Source organism: Amycolatopsis viridis, assembly GCF_011758765.1.
Lineage (GTDB): Bacteria > Actinomycetota > Actinomycetes > Mycobacteriales > Pseudonocardiaceae > Amycolatopsis_E > Amycolatopsis_E viridis.
The window spans coordinates 3,398,021-3,414,139 of sequence record NZ_JAANOU010000001.1 but is presented as its reverse complement, the minus strand read 5'-3'; the positions used below and the strand labels follow the sequence as shown (position 1 = coordinate 3,414,139).

Annotated in this window: 15 protein-coding genes; 6 read left to right on the top strand and 9 right to left on the bottom strand. The window is 72.3% G+C overall.

Annotated elements, in window-relative coordinates; translation table 11 throughout:
• Nucleotides 1–345: 345 nt before the first annotated feature.
• The 3 genes from FHX46_RS16975 (at nt 346) to FHX46_RS16965 (ending at nt 4,562) form a co-directional block, all read left to right on the top strand.
• On the top strand, nt 346–1,872 hold the full coding sequence (locus FHX46_RS16975) for a Re/Si-specific NAD(P)(+) transhydrogenase subunit alpha (RefSeq protein WP_167115791.1): 1,527 nt from the start codon (nt 346–348) through the stop codon (nt 1,870–1,872).
• A gap of 25 nt (nt 1,873–1,897) precedes the next feature.
• Nucleotides 1,898–3,361 carry a Re/Si-specific NAD(P)(+) transhydrogenase subunit beta gene (gene pntB, locus FHX46_RS16970; protein ID WP_167115788.1) on the top strand — a complete coding sequence of 488 codons (1,464 nt, stop codon included), beginning with the start codon at nt 1,898–1,900 and terminating at the stop codon, nt 3,359–3,361.
• An 82-nt stretch (nt 3,362–3,443) separates the two neighbouring features.
• Nucleotides 3,444–4,562 (top strand): hypothetical protein, encoded by a 1,119-nt coding sequence (locus FHX46_RS16965; protein ID WP_167115785.1) that lies wholly within the window; start codon nt 3,444–3,446, stop codon nt 4,560–4,562.
• A gap of 58 nt (nt 4,563–4,620) precedes the next feature.
• On the opposite strand, the gene FHX46_RS29050 is transcribed toward FHX46_RS16965, so the two are convergent.
• The 3 genes from FHX46_RS29050 to FHX46_RS16950 all read right to left on the bottom strand — a co-directional run bounded on the left by FHX46_RS29050 (nt 4,621) and on the right by FHX46_RS16950 (nt 6,809).
• Nucleotides 4,621–5,772 carry a zinc-dependent alcohol dehydrogenase gene (locus FHX46_RS29050; protein WP_390622624.1) on the bottom strand — a complete coding sequence of 384 codons (1,152 nt, stop codon included), beginning with the start codon at nt 5,770–5,772 and terminating at the stop codon, nt 4,621–4,623.
• A gap of 20 nt (nt 5,773–5,792) precedes the next feature.
• A complete protein-coding gene (locus FHX46_RS16955) occupies nt 5,793–6,254 on the bottom strand; it encodes a hypothetical protein (RefSeq protein ID WP_167115779.1) in 462 nt (153 codons plus the stop codon).
• 111 nt (nt 6,255–6,365) lie between these two features.
• On the bottom strand, nt 6,366–6,809 hold the full coding sequence (locus tag FHX46_RS16950) for an MmcQ/YjbR family DNA-binding protein (RefSeq protein ID WP_167115776.1): 444 nt from the start codon (nt 6,807–6,809) through the stop codon (nt 6,366–6,368).
• Nucleotides 6,810–6,890: 81 nt separating this feature from the next.
• Here FHX46_RS16950 and FHX46_RS16945 point away from each other — a divergent pair, with 81 nt between their 5' ends.
• Genes FHX46_RS16945 through FHX46_RS16935 form a run of 3 tightly spaced genes read left to right on the top strand, consistent with a single transcriptional unit; the run spans nt 6,891 to nt 9,206 of the window.
• Nucleotides 6,891–7,517 carry a glyoxalase gene (locus FHX46_RS16945; protein ID WP_167115773.1) on the top strand — a complete coding sequence of 209 codons (627 nt, stop codon included), beginning with the start codon at nt 6,891–6,893 and terminating at the stop codon, nt 7,515–7,517.
• A gap of 56 nt (nt 7,518–7,573) precedes the next feature.
• A complete protein-coding gene (locus FHX46_RS16940; RefSeq protein ID WP_167115770.1) occupies nt 7,574–8,014 on the top strand; it encodes an iron chaperone in 441 nt (146 codons plus the stop codon).
• 58 nt (nt 8,015–8,072) lie between these two features.
• Complete coding sequence (locus tag FHX46_RS16935; RefSeq protein WP_167115767.1) at nt 8,073–9,206, top strand: LLM class flavin-dependent oxidoreductase; 1,134 nt, start codon at nt 8,073–8,075, stop codon at nt 9,204–9,206.
• On the opposite strand, the gene FHX46_RS16930 is transcribed toward FHX46_RS16935, so the two are convergent.
• From FHX46_RS16930 to FHX46_RS16905, 6 genes are all read right to left on the bottom strand, one after another.
• Nucleotides 9,163–10,374 carry a hypothetical protein gene (locus tag FHX46_RS16930; protein WP_208400178.1) on the bottom strand — a complete coding sequence of 404 codons (1,212 nt, stop codon included), beginning with the start codon at nt 10,372–10,374 and terminating at the stop codon, nt 9,163–9,165. The two genes, FHX46_RS16935 and FHX46_RS16930, sit on opposite strands and share 44 nt — an antisense overlap.
• A gap of 151 nt (nt 10,375–10,525) precedes the next feature.
• A complete protein-coding gene (gene katG / locus FHX46_RS16925) occupies nt 10,526–12,802 on the bottom strand; it encodes a catalase/peroxidase HPI (protein ID WP_167115764.1) in 2,277 nt (758 codons plus the stop codon).
• On the bottom strand, nt 12,799–13,254 hold the full coding sequence (locus FHX46_RS16920) for a Fur family transcriptional regulator (protein WP_167115761.1): 456 nt from the start codon (nt 13,252–13,254) through the stop codon (nt 12,799–12,801). The genes katG and FHX46_RS16920 overlap by 4 nt, the downstream gene beginning before the upstream one ends.
• A 529-nt stretch (nt 13,255–13,783) precedes the next feature.
• A complete protein-coding gene (locus tag FHX46_RS28545; protein ID WP_313886167.1) occupies nt 13,784–14,422 on the bottom strand; it encodes a sugar transferase in 639 nt (212 codons plus the stop codon).
• Nucleotides 14,419–15,084 (bottom strand): PIG-L deacetylase family protein, encoded by a 666-nt coding sequence (locus FHX46_RS28540; protein ID WP_167115758.1) that lies wholly within the window; start codon nt 15,082–15,084, stop codon nt 14,419–14,421. The genes FHX46_RS28545 and FHX46_RS28540 overlap by 4 nt, the downstream gene beginning before the upstream one ends.
• Nucleotides 15,081–16,103, bottom strand: coding sequence for a methionyl-tRNA formyltransferase (locus FHX46_RS16905; RefSeq protein WP_167115755.1), 1,023 nt, complete (start codon nt 16,101–16,103; stop codon nt 15,081–15,083). The genes FHX46_RS28540 and FHX46_RS16905 overlap by 4 nt, the downstream gene beginning before the upstream one ends.
• Between the last annotated feature and the right edge of the window lie 16 nt (nt 16,104–16,119).

Genomic DNA, 16,119 nt, shown 5'->3' with positions numbered 1-16,119 from the left:
CGTAGATCATCCTCGTTGCCTCCTCAGGTCGGGATAAGCACCTGAAAAATCCGCGAATAAGGTCGGATAGGTAATGATGGGGAGCATCAGGGGCTGAAGGTTGGTTTCCGCCGGGGGCCAGTGCTGGTCCCGGGCGGCCCCTTACTCGCCGGTAGTGGTCCGTGAGCTGCTGAGGTGCGGGCCGGTATGTGGCTGGTGTCATCGGCAGAATCGGGTCATCGTGCTAGAAAAGCTGCCAATGTGATCGCCGCGCTTTCCGACCGGGATCGGCCACGGGAAAGCGCCGCGGAGTACGTCGACGTACGACACCCGGCGTTCGTCGTTCGAGCGTGGACGAGGTGACCAATGCTGGTCGGAGTGCTGAAGGAGACCGCTCCGGGCGAGACCCGGGTGGCCGCGACCCCCACCACGGTGGCCCAGCTGCTGAAGCTGGGGTACGAGGTGGTCGTGGAACCCGGTGCCGGTGCGGCGGCGAGTTTCACCGACGAGGCGTATGCCGAGGCCGGCGCGTCCATCGGGGACGCGGTGCGAGCCGACATCGTGCTGGGGGTGAACGCGCCGGCCGTGGAGCAGCTGGACGCGCTGAAGCCCAGCGCGACGCTGATCAGCCTGCTGAGCCCGGCGCTCAAGCCGGATCTGGTGGCCGACCTCGGGAAGCGGCCGATCACGGCGCTGGCGATGGACGCGGTGCCGCGCATCTCCCGGGCGCAGTCGCTGGACGTGTTGTCGTCGATGGCGAACATCGCCGGGTACCGGGCCGTGGTGGAGGCGGCGCACACCTTCGGCCGGTTCTTCACCGGCCAGGTGACCGCGGCCGGCAAGGTGCCACCGGCGAAGGTCCTCGTCGTCGGCGCCGGGGTGGCCGGGCTGGCGGCGATCGGGGCGGCCGGGAGCCTGGGTGCGGTGGTGCGGGCGACCGACCCGCGCCCGGAGGTGGCCGACCAGGTGGCCTCGCTCGGCGGGGAGTACCTGTCCATCGAGGCGCCGGACGTGGAGGTCTCCACCACCGGCTACGCCAAGGAGATGAGCGACGACTACAAGGTGCGCGAGCGGCAGCTCTACGAGGAGCAGTCCCGTGACGTCGACATCATCATCACCACCGCCCTGATCCCCGGGAAACCGGCGCCGCGGATCATCACCGCGGAGATGGTCGCTTCGATGCGGCCCGGCAGCGTCATCGTGGACATGGCCGCGGCCAACGGCGGCAACGTCGAAGGCACCGTGCCCGGCAAGGCCGTCACCACGGACAACGGGGTGACCATCCTCGGCTACACCGACCTGCCCGGGCGGCTGCCGGCGCAGTCCTCGCAGCTCTACGGCACGAACCTGGTCAACCTGATGAAGCTGGTGACACCGGGCAAGGACGGCACACCGGTGTTCGACCTGGACGACATCGTGATCCGGTCGATGACGGTGGTGCGGGAGGGTGAGGTGTTGTGGCCGCCGCCCCCGGCGCAGGTGTCCGCGGCGCCCGCGAAGGCCGCCCCGGCCGCGGCCAAGGCGGAGCCGGAGCCGGCGAAGAAGCTGTCGCCCGCGGCCCGGATCGGGCTGGTCGCGGTGGCGGGTGCGCTGCTGTTCCTGCTGGTCGCGGTGTCCCCGCCGGCGTTGCAGGGGCACCTGACGGTGTTCGCGCTGGCCGTGGTGATCGGCTACTACGTGATCGGGCACGTGCACCACGCGCTGCACACGCCGCTGATGTCGGTGACCAACGCGATCTCCGGGATCATCGTGGTCGGCGCGCTCCTGCAGGTCGGCCACAGCAACGCCGTGGTGACCTGGTTGTCGTTCGCGGCGATCCTGCTGGCCTCGATCAACATCTTCGGTGGGTTCGCCGTCACCCGGCGCATGCTCGCCATGTTCTCCCGCAGCTGAAGCCGGACCCAGGAGACCTGTACCCATGACTCTCGACACCATCGCGCAGGCGGCCTACCTGGTCGCCGCGCTGCTGTTCATCCTGGCGCTGGCGGGCCTGTCCAAGCACGAGACCGCGAAGACCGGCAACGGGTTCGGCATCGCCGGCATGGTCGTGGCGCTGGCCGCGACCGTCGCGCTCGCGGCGAACCGCCACATCTCCACCCTCGGCGTCATCCTGCTGGTGGTCGCCATGGTGGCCGGCGCGGCGGTCGGCCTGCAGCGGGCCCGCGTCGTGCAGATGACCGGCATGCCCGAGCTGATCGCCCTGCTGCACTCGTTCGTCGGCCTGGCCGCGGTGCTGGTCGGCTGGAACGGCTACCTCCAGGTCGAAGCCGAACCCGGCGGCGCCGAGGCGCACGCGCTGGACGCGCTCGGCCTGGGCGGGATCCACTCCGGTGAGGTGTTCATCGGCGTGTTCATCGGTGCGGTCACGTTCACCGGTTCGATCGTCGCGTTCCTGAAGCTGTCCGCGCGGATGAAGTCCGCGCCGTTGATGCTGCCCGGCAAGAACTTCCTCAACCTCGGCGCGCTGGTCCTGTTCGTGGCGCTGACGGTGTGGTTCATCGCCCAGCCGCAGCTGTGGCTGCTCATCGCCGTCACCGTGGTCGCGCTGGCCCTGGGCTGGCACCTCGTTGCGTCGATCGGCGGCGGTGACATGCCGGTGGTCGTGTCGATGCTCAACAGCTACTCCGGCTGGGCGGCCGCGGCGAGCGGCTTCCTGCTGGAGAACAACCTGCTCATCGTCACCGGCGCGCTCGTCGGCTCCTCGGGTGCCTACCTGTCCTACATCATGTGCAAGGCGATGAACCGGTCGTTCCTGTCCGTGATCGCCGGCGGGTTCGGGATCGAGGCGGGCCCGGCGGCCGACACGGACTACGGCGAGCACCGGGAGATCGGCGTCGACGGTGCCGCGGAACTGCTCGCCGACGCGAGCAGCGTGATCATCACCCCCGGCTACGGCATGGCCGTCGCGCAGGCCCAGCACGGGGTGGCCGAACTGACCCGCCGCCTGCGCGACCGCGGCGTCGAGGTGCGCTTCGGCATCCATCCCGTCGCCGGACGGCTGCCCGGGCACATGAACGTGCTGCTCGCCGAGGCCAAGGTGCCCTACGACATCGTGCTGGAGATGGACGAGATCAACGACGACTTCGCCGGCACCGACGTCGTCCTCGTCATCGGGGCCAACGACACCGTCAACCCGGCCGCGGCCGAGGACCCCGGCTCACCCATCGCCGGCATGCCGGTGCTGCGGGTGTGGGAGGCCAAGAACGTCGTCGTGTTCAAGCGCTCCATGTCCTCCGGGTACGCGGGCGTGCAGAACCCGCTGTTCTTCCGGGAGAACTCGGCGATGCTCTTCGGCGACGCCAAGGAGCGGGTCGAGGACCTGCTGCGTGCCCTGCCCACGTCGAGCACGGCGCACGCGGCGGCGGCGGGGGGCCGCGGGTAGCAAGATCAAGGGCGATCACCCGGTTGATCGACATACCCGCTATGCTCGCGACCCCACCGACGAGAGCTTCACAAGGACGAACATGGAAACCGAGAGCGACCAGCACGCTGCTTCGACCGACGTGATCAGCAGCGCGGCCCACGCCGCCCGCCTGGTCATGCTGGACACCATGGACGAGAAGGTCCGGTACGCGTGCGAAACCCTGGGCGAGCCGTCCACGTCGGACGTGCTGGCCTTCCTGGTGACCTACGGCGTGGTCACCAACCCCAAGCGGGAACGCGCCGCTGTGGGGGAGCAGGTCACCCGGTGGCGGAAGGAGCGCGGGCTGGGTGACACCGGCGACCTGCCGCGGCTGTCGGTGAAGATGCTGGCCGAACTGGACGACCGGCGCGACGCCGAGGAGGCCGCCGCGGAGCCGTCCGGCGAGGACGCCGACACCCCCACCGGCCAGGGCACGGACACCGCCGAGATGACCGCACCCTCCGCCCGGAGGTCGCCGGAGGGCTCGCGGGGCTTCTACCTGGTGGCGTTCATGTCGCTGCTGGTCTCGGTGGACACCTCGTGGCGGTTCTTCGGGGACAAGCTCGGGATCTCCAACGTCTACGAGCGGGCCGCGATGTTCGCCGTGGTCGAGGTGGCCCTGATCGCGTGCGGGTTCGCCATGCGGGCCGAGATCCGCAGCCCGAGCGGCAAGCCCGGCCCGGCGCGGCTGATCCTGTGGGCGTTGTGCGCGGCGTCCGGCTACATGGCCTTCGACCTGGCCGGCCCGGTGTCCGGCCTGGCGCGGGTGACGCTGGGACCGGTGCTCGGCGTGGTCATGCTGCACCTGGCGCTCGGGATCGAGCTGCGGCACGCCCGTGCCCGGATCACCACGTGGTCGCGGGTCACCCGCGAGCTCAAGGAGCGGTTCCTGTCCCGGCTGGGGCTGGGGGACGACGAGCGGGACGCCCTGGCGCGCACCCGCGACCGGGCGGCCCGCCGGGCCGCGCACCTGGCCCGGGCGTCGTGGATGACGCCGTTCCGCAAGACCCGGCTGGACCGGGCCCTGCGGGCCGCGAACGCCGCGCACGACGACCGGATGCGGGCCCGCCTGATGGCGGAGCTGGCGGCGGTCCAGCACGCCGACGAGCTGCGGCGGCTGGACCTCGCCTCGCCGTGGTCGGACTCGCTGAGCACCAGCCTGAAGTTCCTCAAGCGCTGACGCTGCCCGGACGGCCGCGTACCACCCCGTGAGCGGGCGGTGCGCGGCCGTTCTCGTGTCACCGGGCGGGGTGGAAGACCGCCCGGACACAGCCGTCCTTCTTGTGTTTGAACAGGTCGTACCCCTTCGGGCCGTCGGTCAGCGGCAACGCGTGCGTGACCAGGTGCTGGGTGGGGATCTGCCCGGCGGCCATGCGTTCCAGCAGCATCGGGATGTAGCGCTGCCCGTGCTGCTGGGCGCCCCGGATGGTCAGCCCGTTGTTGATGACGGCACCGAGCGGGAACTTGTCCACCACGCCGCCGAACACGCCGAGCACGAACACGGTGCCGCCCTTGCGGCAGGCGTGGATCGCCTCCCGCACTGCCGCCGGCCGCTCGGTCTGCAGCCGCAGCTGCTGCTTCACCTGGTCGTAGCGCTGCTCCGGCCCGGTGGTGTCCGCCTCCATGCCGACCGCCTCGATGCACACGTCCGGGCCGCGGCCGCCGGTGCGCTCGCGCAGCTCGGCGCCGACGTCGGTGCTGGTGTAGTCGATGGTCTCGGCCCCGATGTGCCGCTCGGCCATGGTGAGCCGTTCCGGGTAGCGGTCGATGGAGATCACGCGTTCCGCCCCGAGCAGGATCGCCGCCCTGGCCGCCATCTGCCCGACCGCGCCGCAGCCCCACACGGCCACGACATCGCCTGCCTTGACCCCGCCCAGGTCCGCTCCCATCCAGCCGGTCGGGACCGAGTCGGAGGCGAACAGCGCCGCGTCGTCGTCCAGCCCCTCGGGCACCGTGAAGGCTCCGTAGTCGGCGAAGGGGACCCGGATGTACTCGGCGTGGCTGCCCTGGAAACCACCCATCGCGTGCGAGTAGCCGAAGATCCCGCCCGGCTCGTAGCCGTAGATCATCGCGGCGATCCCGGGGTTGGTGTTGCTGTTGTCGCACAGCGACCACAGGTCGTTGCGGCAGTACCAGCAGCGGCCGCAGCCGATGAACGACGCCACCACCACCCGGTCGCCCACCCGGTGCCGCCGCACGCCCGGACCGACCTCGACCACCTCGCCGAGGAACTCGTGGCCCAGCACGTCCCCGGCCTCCATCGCCGGGACGTAACCGCCGATCAGGTGCAGGTCGGAACCGCACGTCGTGCTCGCGGTGACCCGGACGATCACGTCCTCCCCGTTGCGGATCTCCGGATCCCGCACGTCCTCGACCGAAAGCTTGTTCACGCCTTGCCAGCACAGTGCCTTCACAACCGTCCCTCCCCGCCCGCGCGTCGCGTCACGAAGCGCATGATCGCGCCGCCCGGGGTCGGTTTTCCGGTGGTCGGCGGGTCCGGGCGGATCACGTCGCCGGTCTCCAGGCGCGACTTGAGGTCCCGGAGCGCGCGGCGGACCTCCTGCCGCGGATCGTCGCCGCGCAGCCGCGCGAACACCGTGCTCTCCCGGGTGCCCGACGGCCGCAGGGCCACCTCGGTGCCCCGCTCGCCCGGCGCGGGGGAGAGCTGGAACTCCACGTCGTCCCCGAACTCGGCGAGCATCTGCCGCAGCTCGCTGCTGTTGCCCACGGTCAGCGGCGAGGCGTCGACGGTGACCGCGAGCCACCGCTGGGGCTCCGCCTCGCCGCGGTGCCGATGTCGTCTCCGGAGCACCGCGGTGGCCGCCGTGCCTGCTGCCGCCACCCCGCCGAGCCCCAGCCAGGTCCTGTTCATCCACCCCTCCGTGGTCCGCTCGCGTGCCCGAGGAGGGGCAGTACCCCGAACGGCCCGGTGGAACCCTGCTGATGCCGCGGATTGACCAGGAGGGGAACCGGGTAGGTGCGCTCACGCGCGGCCGCTGTCCTCTGTGGACGGCAGCCCGTGCGCCGCCAGCCAGGCCCTGGCGCGGCTGGGCGAGGCGCGGGCCAGCCACGCGTCCTGCACGACCTCGGCCAGTTCGTCGTGGTCGAGCCGGCCCACGTCCGCCTCCCGCAGCAGCACCGACGGGTGCCCGTCGAAGTGCGGTGTGGTGAACCACGGCGCGTTCTCGTCGCCCACCAGCGCCTCCTTGTCGGCCTGCGACCCGACCCAGAAGACGATCACATCGGGGTAGCGTTCGCCGGTCACCGGGTCCACCGCGTCCGGGCGGGGATTGCGGAAGAACACGAACGACCGGCCGCCGACCTGGTACACCGGCCTGCCCTGGCTGCCCGGCAGCCGCGTCACGTGCGGCATCGCCATCGCCAGATCGTGCACGTCCTGCACCCGCGCCTTCCTGCCTGCCGCCATGCGGCGAGCTTAGGCCAGCACGGCGCGACCGGTCAGGAATCGAGAAGCGCTGGTCACCGGGGCGCACGTAGCGTTCCCGGCATGACTTCCATCGACGCCATCACCCTCGAGGTGGCCGACCTCCCGGCCGCCGAACGTTTCTACGCCACCGCCTTCGGCCTCGGCGACGAGCTGCGGCTGCGGGCCGCGCGGGAGCCGAGCACCGGCTTCCGCGGGTTCACCCTGTCGCTGCTGGTGTCCCAGCCGGCCGACGTCCACGCCCTGACCGGCGCCGCCCGGGACGCCGGTGCCACCGTGCTCGAGCCCGCCACAAAGTCGCTGTGGGGCTACGGCGGCGTGGTGCAGGCCCCCGACGGGACGATCTGGAAGGTCGCGACGTCGGCGAAGAAGGACACCGGCCCCGCCACCGGCCGGATCGATGCCCTCGTTCTCCTGCTCGGCGTGGCCGACGTGGCCGCGAGCAAGCGGTACTACGCCGGCCGCGGGTTCCGCGTGGCGAAGAGCTTCGGCCGCGTGTACGCGGAGTTCGAGCCGGGGGAGGGCCGGATCAAGCTCGCCCTCTACCGCCGCCGGGCCCTGGCCAAGACCTCGCGCGTGTCCCCGGAGGGCACCGGATCGCACCGGATCGCGATCGGCGGCGGCGCCGGCGCGTTCACCGACCCGGACGGGTTCGTCTGGGAGACCAGCCCGATCGCCGCGCGGCCCTGATGTGCCTGCACAGCCCACCCGCCGCCGCACACCACCACAACCGGAAGGACCTGGCCATGAGCCGCAGCTACGAGGGATTCACCGCCGAAGAGCGCGCCGCGATGAAGGAGCACGCCGCGGAACAGCGCAAGGCCGCCCGCGCCGGATCGCGCGCGGAGAAGGCGGCGGAGGCCGCGCGGGACGTGCTCGCCAAGATCGCCGCGATGCGCGACTCCGACCGGGTCCTGGCCGAGCGCGTGCACGCGATCGTCACGACGACCGCTCCCGAGCTGGAGCCGAAGCTGTGGTACGGGATGCCCTGCTACGCGCTCGGCGGGAAGAACGTCGTCTACTTCCGGGCCGCGGAGAAGTTCAAGTCCCGCTACGCGACGCTCGGCTTCGAGGACCGCGCGAACCTCGACGACGGCGGGATGTGGGCGACCTCGTTCGCACTGGTCGAGATCACCCCCGAGGTGGAGAACCGCATCGCCCAGCTGGTGAAGCAGGCGGTCAGCTGAGCCGCACGTCACGCCGGCCTTGACCCTCACACCAGTGTGAGGGTTCGAGGATCGCGGGATGAACACACGATCCGGCCGGCTCCGCGTGGGTCTCGCGCTCGACGGGGCCGGATGGCACCCGTGCGCCTGGCAGGTAACCTCCGTCAGCCGCCCCGCCGACCTGTTCGGCGCCGGGTTCTGGACCGGCCTGGCGCGCCGCGCGGAGGCCGGCGGTGCCGCGTTCGTGACGGTCGAGGACGGCATCAGCCTGCAGAGCGAACGGTTCGGCACCCCGGACCGGCGCGGCGACCAGGTGCGCGGCCGGCTCGATCCGGTGGTGGCCGCCGCGCTGCTGCTGTCGGCGACCGAACGGATCGAGGTGGTGGTCTCCCGCAACGTGACGCACCACCAGCCGTTCCAGGTTGCCGCGCAGCTCGCGTCGCTGGCCGCCATCGCCCCCGGCCGCGTGGTGTGGCGGCCGCAGGTGTCCGCCAACGCGGCGGACGCGGCGGTCGCCGGTGGCCGCGCCACCCCGGTCCTGCAACCGGAGGACATCTACGTCCCGACGAAGATCGCCCGCCGGCTGCACACCCTGTTCGACGACGCCGAGGACTTCGTGCGGGCGGTCCGCCAGTTGTGGGCGAGTTTCCCCGGCGACAGCCTGGCCGGTTCCGGCGACGGCACCCCGCGGTCCTTTGTGGACCCGGAGCGGGTGGGGACCGTCCGCGCGGCGGCGGGCCGCTACCAGGCGGACGGCCCGCTGAACGTGCCGGTGCTCGCGACACCGCCGGTGGCCGTGCTCGCCCACCACGCCCTCGAGCCGTACCGGCTGGCCGCGGCCGTGGCCGACCGGGTGTTCGTCACGCCGGGGGAGGAGTCGCTGACGGAAATCACCCAGGTGCTCCGCGGGATCGAACGGCTCACGCCGGGTGCCACCCCGACCGAGGTGTACGCCGACGTGGCGGTGGTCCTGGGGGACACCGCCGCGCACGCCCGGCAGCGCCGCGCGGAACTGGAGGACCTCGCCGGGGCCGCGTGGACCACCGACACGAGCGTGTTCACCGGCACCGCGGCCGAATTGCGGGACCTGCTCGCGACCTGGGCCGATCAGGGCCTCGACGGGGTCCGGGTGCGGCCCGCGGTGATCCCCGAGGACGCCGACCGCGTCGTCACCGATCTCCTGCCGCTGCTGCGGGACCCGTCCGCGCGCTGAGCCGCCGGTACTCCCTGCGCCGCACCCCGAAGGTGACGAGCGCGACGTCGTCACCGTCCGGGGTGCCGGCGACGATGTCGTCCTCGTGCGGTTCACCGGCGATCCACAACCGCCGTCGCTCGCGGAGCTCGGTGGCGATCCCGGGTGGACAGTGCGCGATCCGGAAGCGGGCGCGGACCCCGTCCGGGAACCGCGCCCACCCGGTGACCGGCCCGCTGTCGGCGGGGTCGTCGAGGGTAGCGGCGGCGACCGCGGTCCAGGAACCGGCCGCGAGCAGCCGCACCAGGCGGGCGACGTCCGACCGCCACACCGCTACACCCGCGACGGCCAGCAGCAGGGGCACCGGCAGCAGCCACGGCACCGCACCGCCGAGCGTGATCCACGCCGTGACCTCCACCGCGGCAGCGGCCGCCACGACGGCCGCCAGCGCGACCGTGCGCACGCGCAGCCGCCGGGTCAGTTCCGTGCGCGAGAGGAAGCGCCTGGTCGTGAGCGTGACCCGGGCGAACTCGTCGCTGTCCGGCAGGCCCGCCAGCACCCGGCCCGGGCGCGGGGACGTGACGTGCAGCGTTGCCGTGTCCGCGATCGCTGTGGCGAGCCCGATCGGGCACTCGCGTGCGGTGAACGAACCCGGTGAGCCGTCCGGGAAGGTGACGGTTCCGGTGACGGCCACCGGGTCGTCGAATGGTGCCGGCGAGTGGACCTCGGCGCTCAGTGCGGTCCGCGGACCGGCGAGCAGGCGGAGCGTGCGGACGGCTCGCAGCCAGCGGAGCATCACGAACAGCGCCAGTCCCAGGGCGCAGACCAGTACGAACACGGCGGCGGCCACCTCGTCGCCCTGCGGCCGGTGATCGTCCACTCCGGACACGACCGCCGCCACGCCCAGCAGGACGAACGGCAGTAGGCAGGTCAGCCGGTTGCGCTGGGCCCGCACCCAGCGGCGCGACGTCGGCCGCGCCGCCCACTCGCCCGTCACCCACGACGGCAGCCGCCGGACGAACACCAGCACCAGCGTCACGGCGAACCCGACCGGCAGCCCGATCGCCGCCGTGGTGTCCCAGCCGCGGCTCAGGTGGATCCCGGCGAGCACGGCGAACATCCCGAGGAACCACCAGCGTGGCCGCCAGGCCTCCGGATCGGCCGCGCCCGCACGCGCCTCCTCCGCCATCCCGTACCCCCTCGCGCGGTGACCTCCGGCGAAGTGTAACGGCGCCGGGCAACCGGGTTTTCCAGGAGCGGCGGGGTGCCAACGCCTGCGGATGGCACGGACGAGCCCGGCCGGTCACGTGGACCGGCCGGGCTCGTGGTGCTCAGCGCGATCAGGCGAGGTCGAACCGGTCGAGCTCCATGACCTTCGTCCACGCCGCGACGAAGTCCTGCACGAACTTCTCGCGCGCGTCGTCGCTGGCGTAGACCTCGGCGAGGGCCCGCAGCTGCGAGTTCGAGCCGAAGATGAGGTCCACCGCGGTGGCGGTCCACTTCAGCTCGTCGGTCGCCGCGTCACGGATCTCGTAGACGTTCTCCTCCGACTCCGACGCCTTCCACCGGGTGCCCGGCGAGAGCAGGTTGGCGAAGAAGTCGTTGGTGAGCACGCCCGGCCGGTCGGTGAGCACCCCGTGCCGGGTGCCGCCGTGGTTGGCCCCGAGCGAGCGCAGACCGCCGACCAGCACGGTCATCTCCGGCGCCGTCAGGTCGAGCATGTAGGCGCGGTCGACCAGCAGCACCTCCGGCTGGAGCTTCTCGCCGGCCCGCAGGTAGTTGCGGAACCCGTCGGCGCGCGGCTCCAGCACCTCGAACGACTCGACGTCGGTCTGCTCCTGGCTGGCGTCGGTGCGGCCCGGGTGGAACGGCACGGTCACCTGGACACCGGCGTCGGCCGCCGCCTTCTCGACCGCGGCCGAACCGGCCAGCACGATCAGGTCGGCGAGCGAGATCTTCGCGCCGCCCGCGGCGTTGAACTCCCGCTGGATGCCTTCCAGGGTCTCCAGGACCCCGGCGAGCTGCTCGGGCTGGTTGACCTCCCAGTTGCGCTGCGGCTCGAGGCGGATGCGCGCCCCGTTGGCGCCACCGCGCTTGTCGGTGGACCGGAAGCTCGCCGCCGACGCCCACGCGGTGGTGACCAGCTGCGCGGTGGTCAGGCCGGACTCGAGCACCTTCGCCTTGAGCGCGGCGATGTCGGCCTCACCGACCAGCTCGTGGTCCACGGCGGGCACCGGGTCCTGCCACAGCTGCGGCTCCGGCACCCACGGCCCGAGGAAGCGGCTGACCGGACCCATGTCGCGGTGCAGCAGCTTGTACCACGCCTTGGCGAACGCCAGCGCGAACTCGTCCGGGTTCTCCAGGAACCGGCGGGAGATCTTGCCGTACACCGGGTCGAAGCGCAGCGCCAGGTCGGTGGTGAGCATGGTCGGCTTGTGCTTCTTGTTCGGGTCGAACGGGTCCGGGATGATCTCCGGCGCGTCCTTGGCGACGTACTGCTTGGCGCCACCCGGGCTGGTGGTGAGCTCCCACTCGTAGCCGAACAGGATCTCGAAGAAGCGGTTGCTCCACTCGGTGGGCCGGTCGGTCCAGGTCACCTCGAGACCGCTGGTGATCGTGTCCGGGCCCGCGCCGCTGCCGTGCGTGCTCAGCCAGCCCAGGCCCTGGGCCTCCAGCGGCGCGGCCTCCGGCTCCGGGCCGACGTGGTCGTCGGCGACGGCGGCGCCGTGGGTCTTGCCGAAGGTGTGCCCGCCGGCGATCAGCGCGACGGTCTCCTCGTCGTTCATCGCCATGCGCCCGAAGGTCTCGCGGATGAAGTGCGCCGCGGCGAGGAAGTCCGCGCTGCCGCGGGGCCCCTCCGGGTTGACGTAGATCAGGCCCATCTCGGTCGCGCCGAGCTCGGGCACCATCTCCGCGTCGCTGACGTAGCGCTCGTCGCCCAGCCAGTCGTCCTCGGGGCCCCAGAAGACCTCCTCCGGCTCCCACACGTCCTCGCGGCCGAAGCCGAAGCCGAAGGTCTTGAAGCCCATCGACTCCAGTGCCACGTTGCCGGCGAACACCAGCAGGTCGGCCCAGGAGATCTTCTGGCCGTACTTCTGCTTGACCGGCCACAGCAGCCGGCGCGCCTTGTCCAGGTTGGCGTTGTCCGGCCAGCTGTTCAGCGGCGCGAACCGCTGGGCACCGTCGCCGGCGCCGCCGCGGCCGTCGGAGATGCGGTAGGTACCGGCGGAGTGCCAGCTCATCCGGATCATCAGGCCGCCGTAGTGGCCGAAGTCGGCCGGCCACCAGTCCTGCGAGGTGGTGAGCACCTCGACGACGTCCCGCTTGAGCGCCTCGACGTCGAGCTTGGCGAACTCCTTGGCGTAGCTGAACTTCTCGCCGAGCGGGTTGCTCTTGGACGAGTGCGCGTGCAACACCGACAGGTCGAGCTGGTTGGGCCACCAGTCGCGGTTGGTGCGCGGACGGCCGCCCGTCTTCGGCGTCGGGGAGTCGATCGCCGGGTTCTCGCTCTCGCTGCCGTGCGAGGTCACCGAGTCGTGCGCGACCGGGCAGCCGGCCGCCGCCTTCTGGTCCACCCCCTGGGCGCTGGAGGGGACGTTGTCCTGGGTGTCGCTCATTTACCTGCCTTCCGAGCTGGCGGTTCATCGGGGTGGGGTTCGGCCGAGCAGTCGGGGCAGGTGCCCCAAAAGACGACCTCCGCCTCGTCGATCACGTAACCGTGGTCGTCGGAGGCGGTGAGACACGGGGCGTGGCCGACGGTGCAGTCGACGTCGGCGATCGCGCCGCACGAGCGGCACACGACGTGGTGGTGGTTGTCCCCCACGCGGGTCTCGTAGCGGGCGTTCGCGCCGGCGGGCTGGATGCGGCGCACCAGGCCCGCGTCCGTGAGCGCCCGCAGCACGTCGTAGACCGCCTGGTGGGAGACCGCCGGGTGGTCGGCCCGCACCAGCGCGATCACCGTTTCGGTGTCGACGTGCGGATGGTCGCGCAGCGCGGTGAGCACGGCCACCCGGGGCCGGGTCACGCGCAACGAGACGGACCGCAGCTGCGCCTCGATGTCCGACCTCACGCCACCGACCTTAGAGCAGTTGTCTTGAATAAATCAAATTCAGGTGCCGGATGTTCACCCGATGGTTTCCCGGTCGCCGTCGCCCGCACGGGCCGCACCGCCCGCACGGGCGGCGGCGGGATGTTGCTGTCAGTACTCGTTCGAGGCGGCGCCGCTGTGCGGGCGCACGTCGCCCGTGACCACCAACGGCGCGGGGACGCCGGGCCGGTGAAGCACCCCGGCGACCTCACCGGCCGGCCGGCCGCCGGGGCCGCTGCGCCGGCGCGGAGAAGCGGCCCAGGCCGTGCACTCCACCCCCTGACCGCCGAACGCAACCCGCCGCGAGCGGCAAACACGGCGCTGCGAGCGGTGAACACGGTGCCGGGAGGGGTGAACACGGTGCCGGGAGGGGTGAACACGGTGCCGGGAGGGGTGAACACGGTGCCGGGAGGGGTGAACACGGTGCCGGGAGTGGCAGACACGGTGCCGGGAGCGGTAGACACGGTGCCGGGAGCGGCGAACACGGCGGGTGGTGCGTCGTGCGGGCCTGTCACCGGCTGAGCACGATCCGGACGGTCCGCGCCAGCAGGGCCAGATCCGCCCGGGGCCCGCGCCGGGCGAGGTAGGCCAGGTCGAGTGCCAGCTTCGGGTGCAGGTGGTGGGCGACGTAGTGCGCCTCCGGATCGGCCGCGTGCGTCAGTTCCTGGCTCTGCGCGGCGGCGAACAGCAGCGCGCCGGGACCGATGATGCCCGGCCGGACCGTCAGGAGGCGGCGCTCGGCCGGGGTGTAGTAGCGGAGGAACCGCTCCACCTCGGGCCGCGGCCCGATCAGGGTCATGTCCCCGCGCAGCAGGTTCACCAGCTGCGGGAGCTCGTCCAGCCGGGTCGCGCGCAGCCACCGCCCGACCCGGGTGATCCGCGGGTCCGCGCTGCCGCTCACGGCCGGCCCGATGCGCTCGGCGTTCGCCACCATGGTGCGGAACTTCCAGATCAGGAACGGGCGCCCGTCCCGGCCGACGCGGCGTTGCCGGTACACCGCGGGACCGCGGCTGGTCAGCTTGATCGCGAGCGCGATGACCACGAGCAGCGGCAGCAGCACGACCAAGGCTGTCACGGCCACGGCGAGGTCGGCGGCCCGGCGCAGGCGGGTGTCGGGCACGATGGTGCCGGTCGTGATCTCGCCGGTCACGTCACCTCCCGCAGCACCTGGAACGCTTCCGCCGCGGGCCGCCCCACCCGGCTGCCCCAGTAGGCGGCGCGTTCCCGCAGCGCGCGCAGCGATCTCGGGTGCGGGTAGTCGCGCAGTTCGCTGTCGTAGCAGGACATCGCGTCGAGCTTGCCGTCCAGGGTGGCGGACACGTCGACGAAGCGCGCGGGGCTGAACGTGCTGCCCGCGAGCGGCCAGGCCCATTCCGTGGACGAGGGGGTCTCGAACGCGGCGAACAGGCGCAACCCGGGCAGCACGTACGGCCGGCAGGCCGTCCAGGCCGCCCTGGCCACCACCCCGTGATCGGCGTTCACGTCTCCGGGGAAATGGGTGTAGACGACCTCCGGCCGCACCCGGTCGACCACCTTCTCCACCTCGCGGGTGACGTCGAGCAGCGGCAGGGTGTCCAGCCGCTGGTCCGGCAGCGACAACTGGTGCACCGAGGCGAACCCGAGCACCTGCGCCGCCCGGCGCGTGCACTTGGCGAGCCTTTCCGCCATCCCGGCGGTGTACCGGCTGGTCGCGCCGTCGGCGACCAGCAGCGCGTGCACCCGGTCTCCACAATGGACGTGACGGGCGAGGGTGCCCCCGGCGCCGAGGACCTCGTCGTCGGGATGGGCGGCCACCACGAGCACCGTGTTCATCGCGCCAGCACCTCCGGTCGCGGCCCTTCGCCGCGGGCCCAGCGCGCCAGCGCCGGTGGCACGGCCGCGAACCGGGCGCCGGGGCGGATCCCGTGTTCGGCGCACCAGTCGGCGGCATGCCGGGGCGGCTGGTCCGGGTCGGACATGCTGGTGACCACGACACTGCCCGGGCTGGTCGCCACCCGGACCCCGGCCTGGTCCACCGCGAGGATCGTGCCCGCGGGACCGTCCGGTTCGGACTCGCCCGGTGGACGGGTCCGCCAGATCATCGTGCGGTTCCCGTGGAGCGCGCTGAACGCGCCGGGGTAGGGCCGGGTGAGGGCGCGGACCCAGTCGTGGACGGCGCGCGCGGGCCGGTTCCAGTCGAGGATTCCCATCGCCGGGGTGCGGCGGGGGAGCAGGTCTCCCTCCGACGGGCTCTGCGGCCGGCGCGGCGCGGTGCCCGCCAGCAGCGCGGGAAGGTGTTCGGCGAGCATCTGCGCGCCCGCGGCGGCGACCCGTTCGTACACGGTGGCGCACGTGTCGTCGGCCCGGATGCGCACCGGGCGCTGGTCGATGATGTCGCCGGTGTCGGCGCCGGGATCGAGGAACAGCATGGTGTTCCCGGTGAGCGTCTCGCCGCGCAGAATGGCCCAGTTGACCGGCGCCCGCCCCCGGTGGCGCGGGAGCAGGGACGCGTGGAACCCGACACAGCCGCGGGCGGGCACCGACAGCAGTTCGGGGCCGAGCAACCGGGTCCAGCCCACCACCACGAGCAGATCCGGCGCCAGGCGGCGCACCGTGCCCACGACGGCGGGCGCGTTGATGTCGTCGGCGCGGAGCAGGCGCACACCACCGAGCCCGCCCACCGCGGCGAGGTCGACGGCACCGGAGAGCTGCCTCGCCTGCTCTGCCGGTGGCGTCAGCACCGCGACGACCCGCGCCGCGGGGTGTGCGAGCAATGTGGACAGTGCCGGGAGTGCTTCGTGGACCGCGCCGACGAACACGACACGACCGGAACTCCGTTGCGGACCGGACATCGCGGCACCTCCGTGG

Bases quoted from the DNA above. Each gene is read 5' to 3' on its own strand.
- FHX46_RS16975 (WP_167115791.1), top strand. From the start codon at position 346: ATGCTGGTCGGAGTGCTGAAGGAGACCGCTCCGGGCGAGACCCGGGTG.
- FHX46_RS16905 (WP_167115755.1), bottom strand. From the start codon at position 16,103: ATGTCCGGTCCGCAACGGAGTTCCGGTCGTGTCGTGTTCGTCGGCGCG.
- FHX46_RS16945 (WP_167115773.1), top strand. From the start codon at position 6,891: ATGACTTCCATCGACGCCATCACCCTCGAGGTGGCCGACCTCCCGGCC.
- FHX46_RS16965 (WP_167115785.1), top strand. From the start codon at position 3,444: ATGGAAACCGAGAGCGACCAGCACGCTGCTTCGACCGACGTGATCAGC.
- FHX46_RS16955 (WP_167115779.1), bottom strand. From the start codon at position 6,254: ATGAACAGGACCTGGCTGGGGCTCGGCGGGGTGGCGGCAGCAGGCACG.
- katG (WP_167115764.1), bottom strand. From the start codon at position 12,802: ATGAGCGACACCCAGGACAACGTCCCCTCCAGCGCCCAGGGGGTGGAC.
- FHX46_RS16930 (WP_208400178.1), bottom strand. From the start codon at position 10,374: ATGGCGGAGGAGGCGCGTGCGGGCGCGGCCGATCCGGAGGCCTGGCGG.
- pntB (WP_167115788.1), top strand. From the start codon at position 1,898: ATGACTCTCGACACCATCGCGCAGGCGGCCTACCTGGTCGCCGCGCTG.
- FHX46_RS28540 (WP_167115758.1), bottom strand. From the start codon at position 15,084: ATGAACACGGTGCTCGTGGTGGCCGCCCATCCCGACGACGAGGTCCTC.
- FHX46_RS16940 (WP_167115770.1), top strand. From the start codon at position 7,574: ATGAGCCGCAGCTACGAGGGATTCACCGCCGAAGAGCGCGCCGCGATG.
- FHX46_RS16935 (WP_167115767.1), top strand. From the start codon at position 8,073: ATGAACACACGATCCGGCCGGCTCCGCGTGGGTCTCGCGCTCGACGGG.
- FHX46_RS16950 (WP_167115776.1), bottom strand. From the start codon at position 6,809: ATGGCGGCAGGCAGGAAGGCGCGGGTGCAGGACGTGCACGATCTGGCG.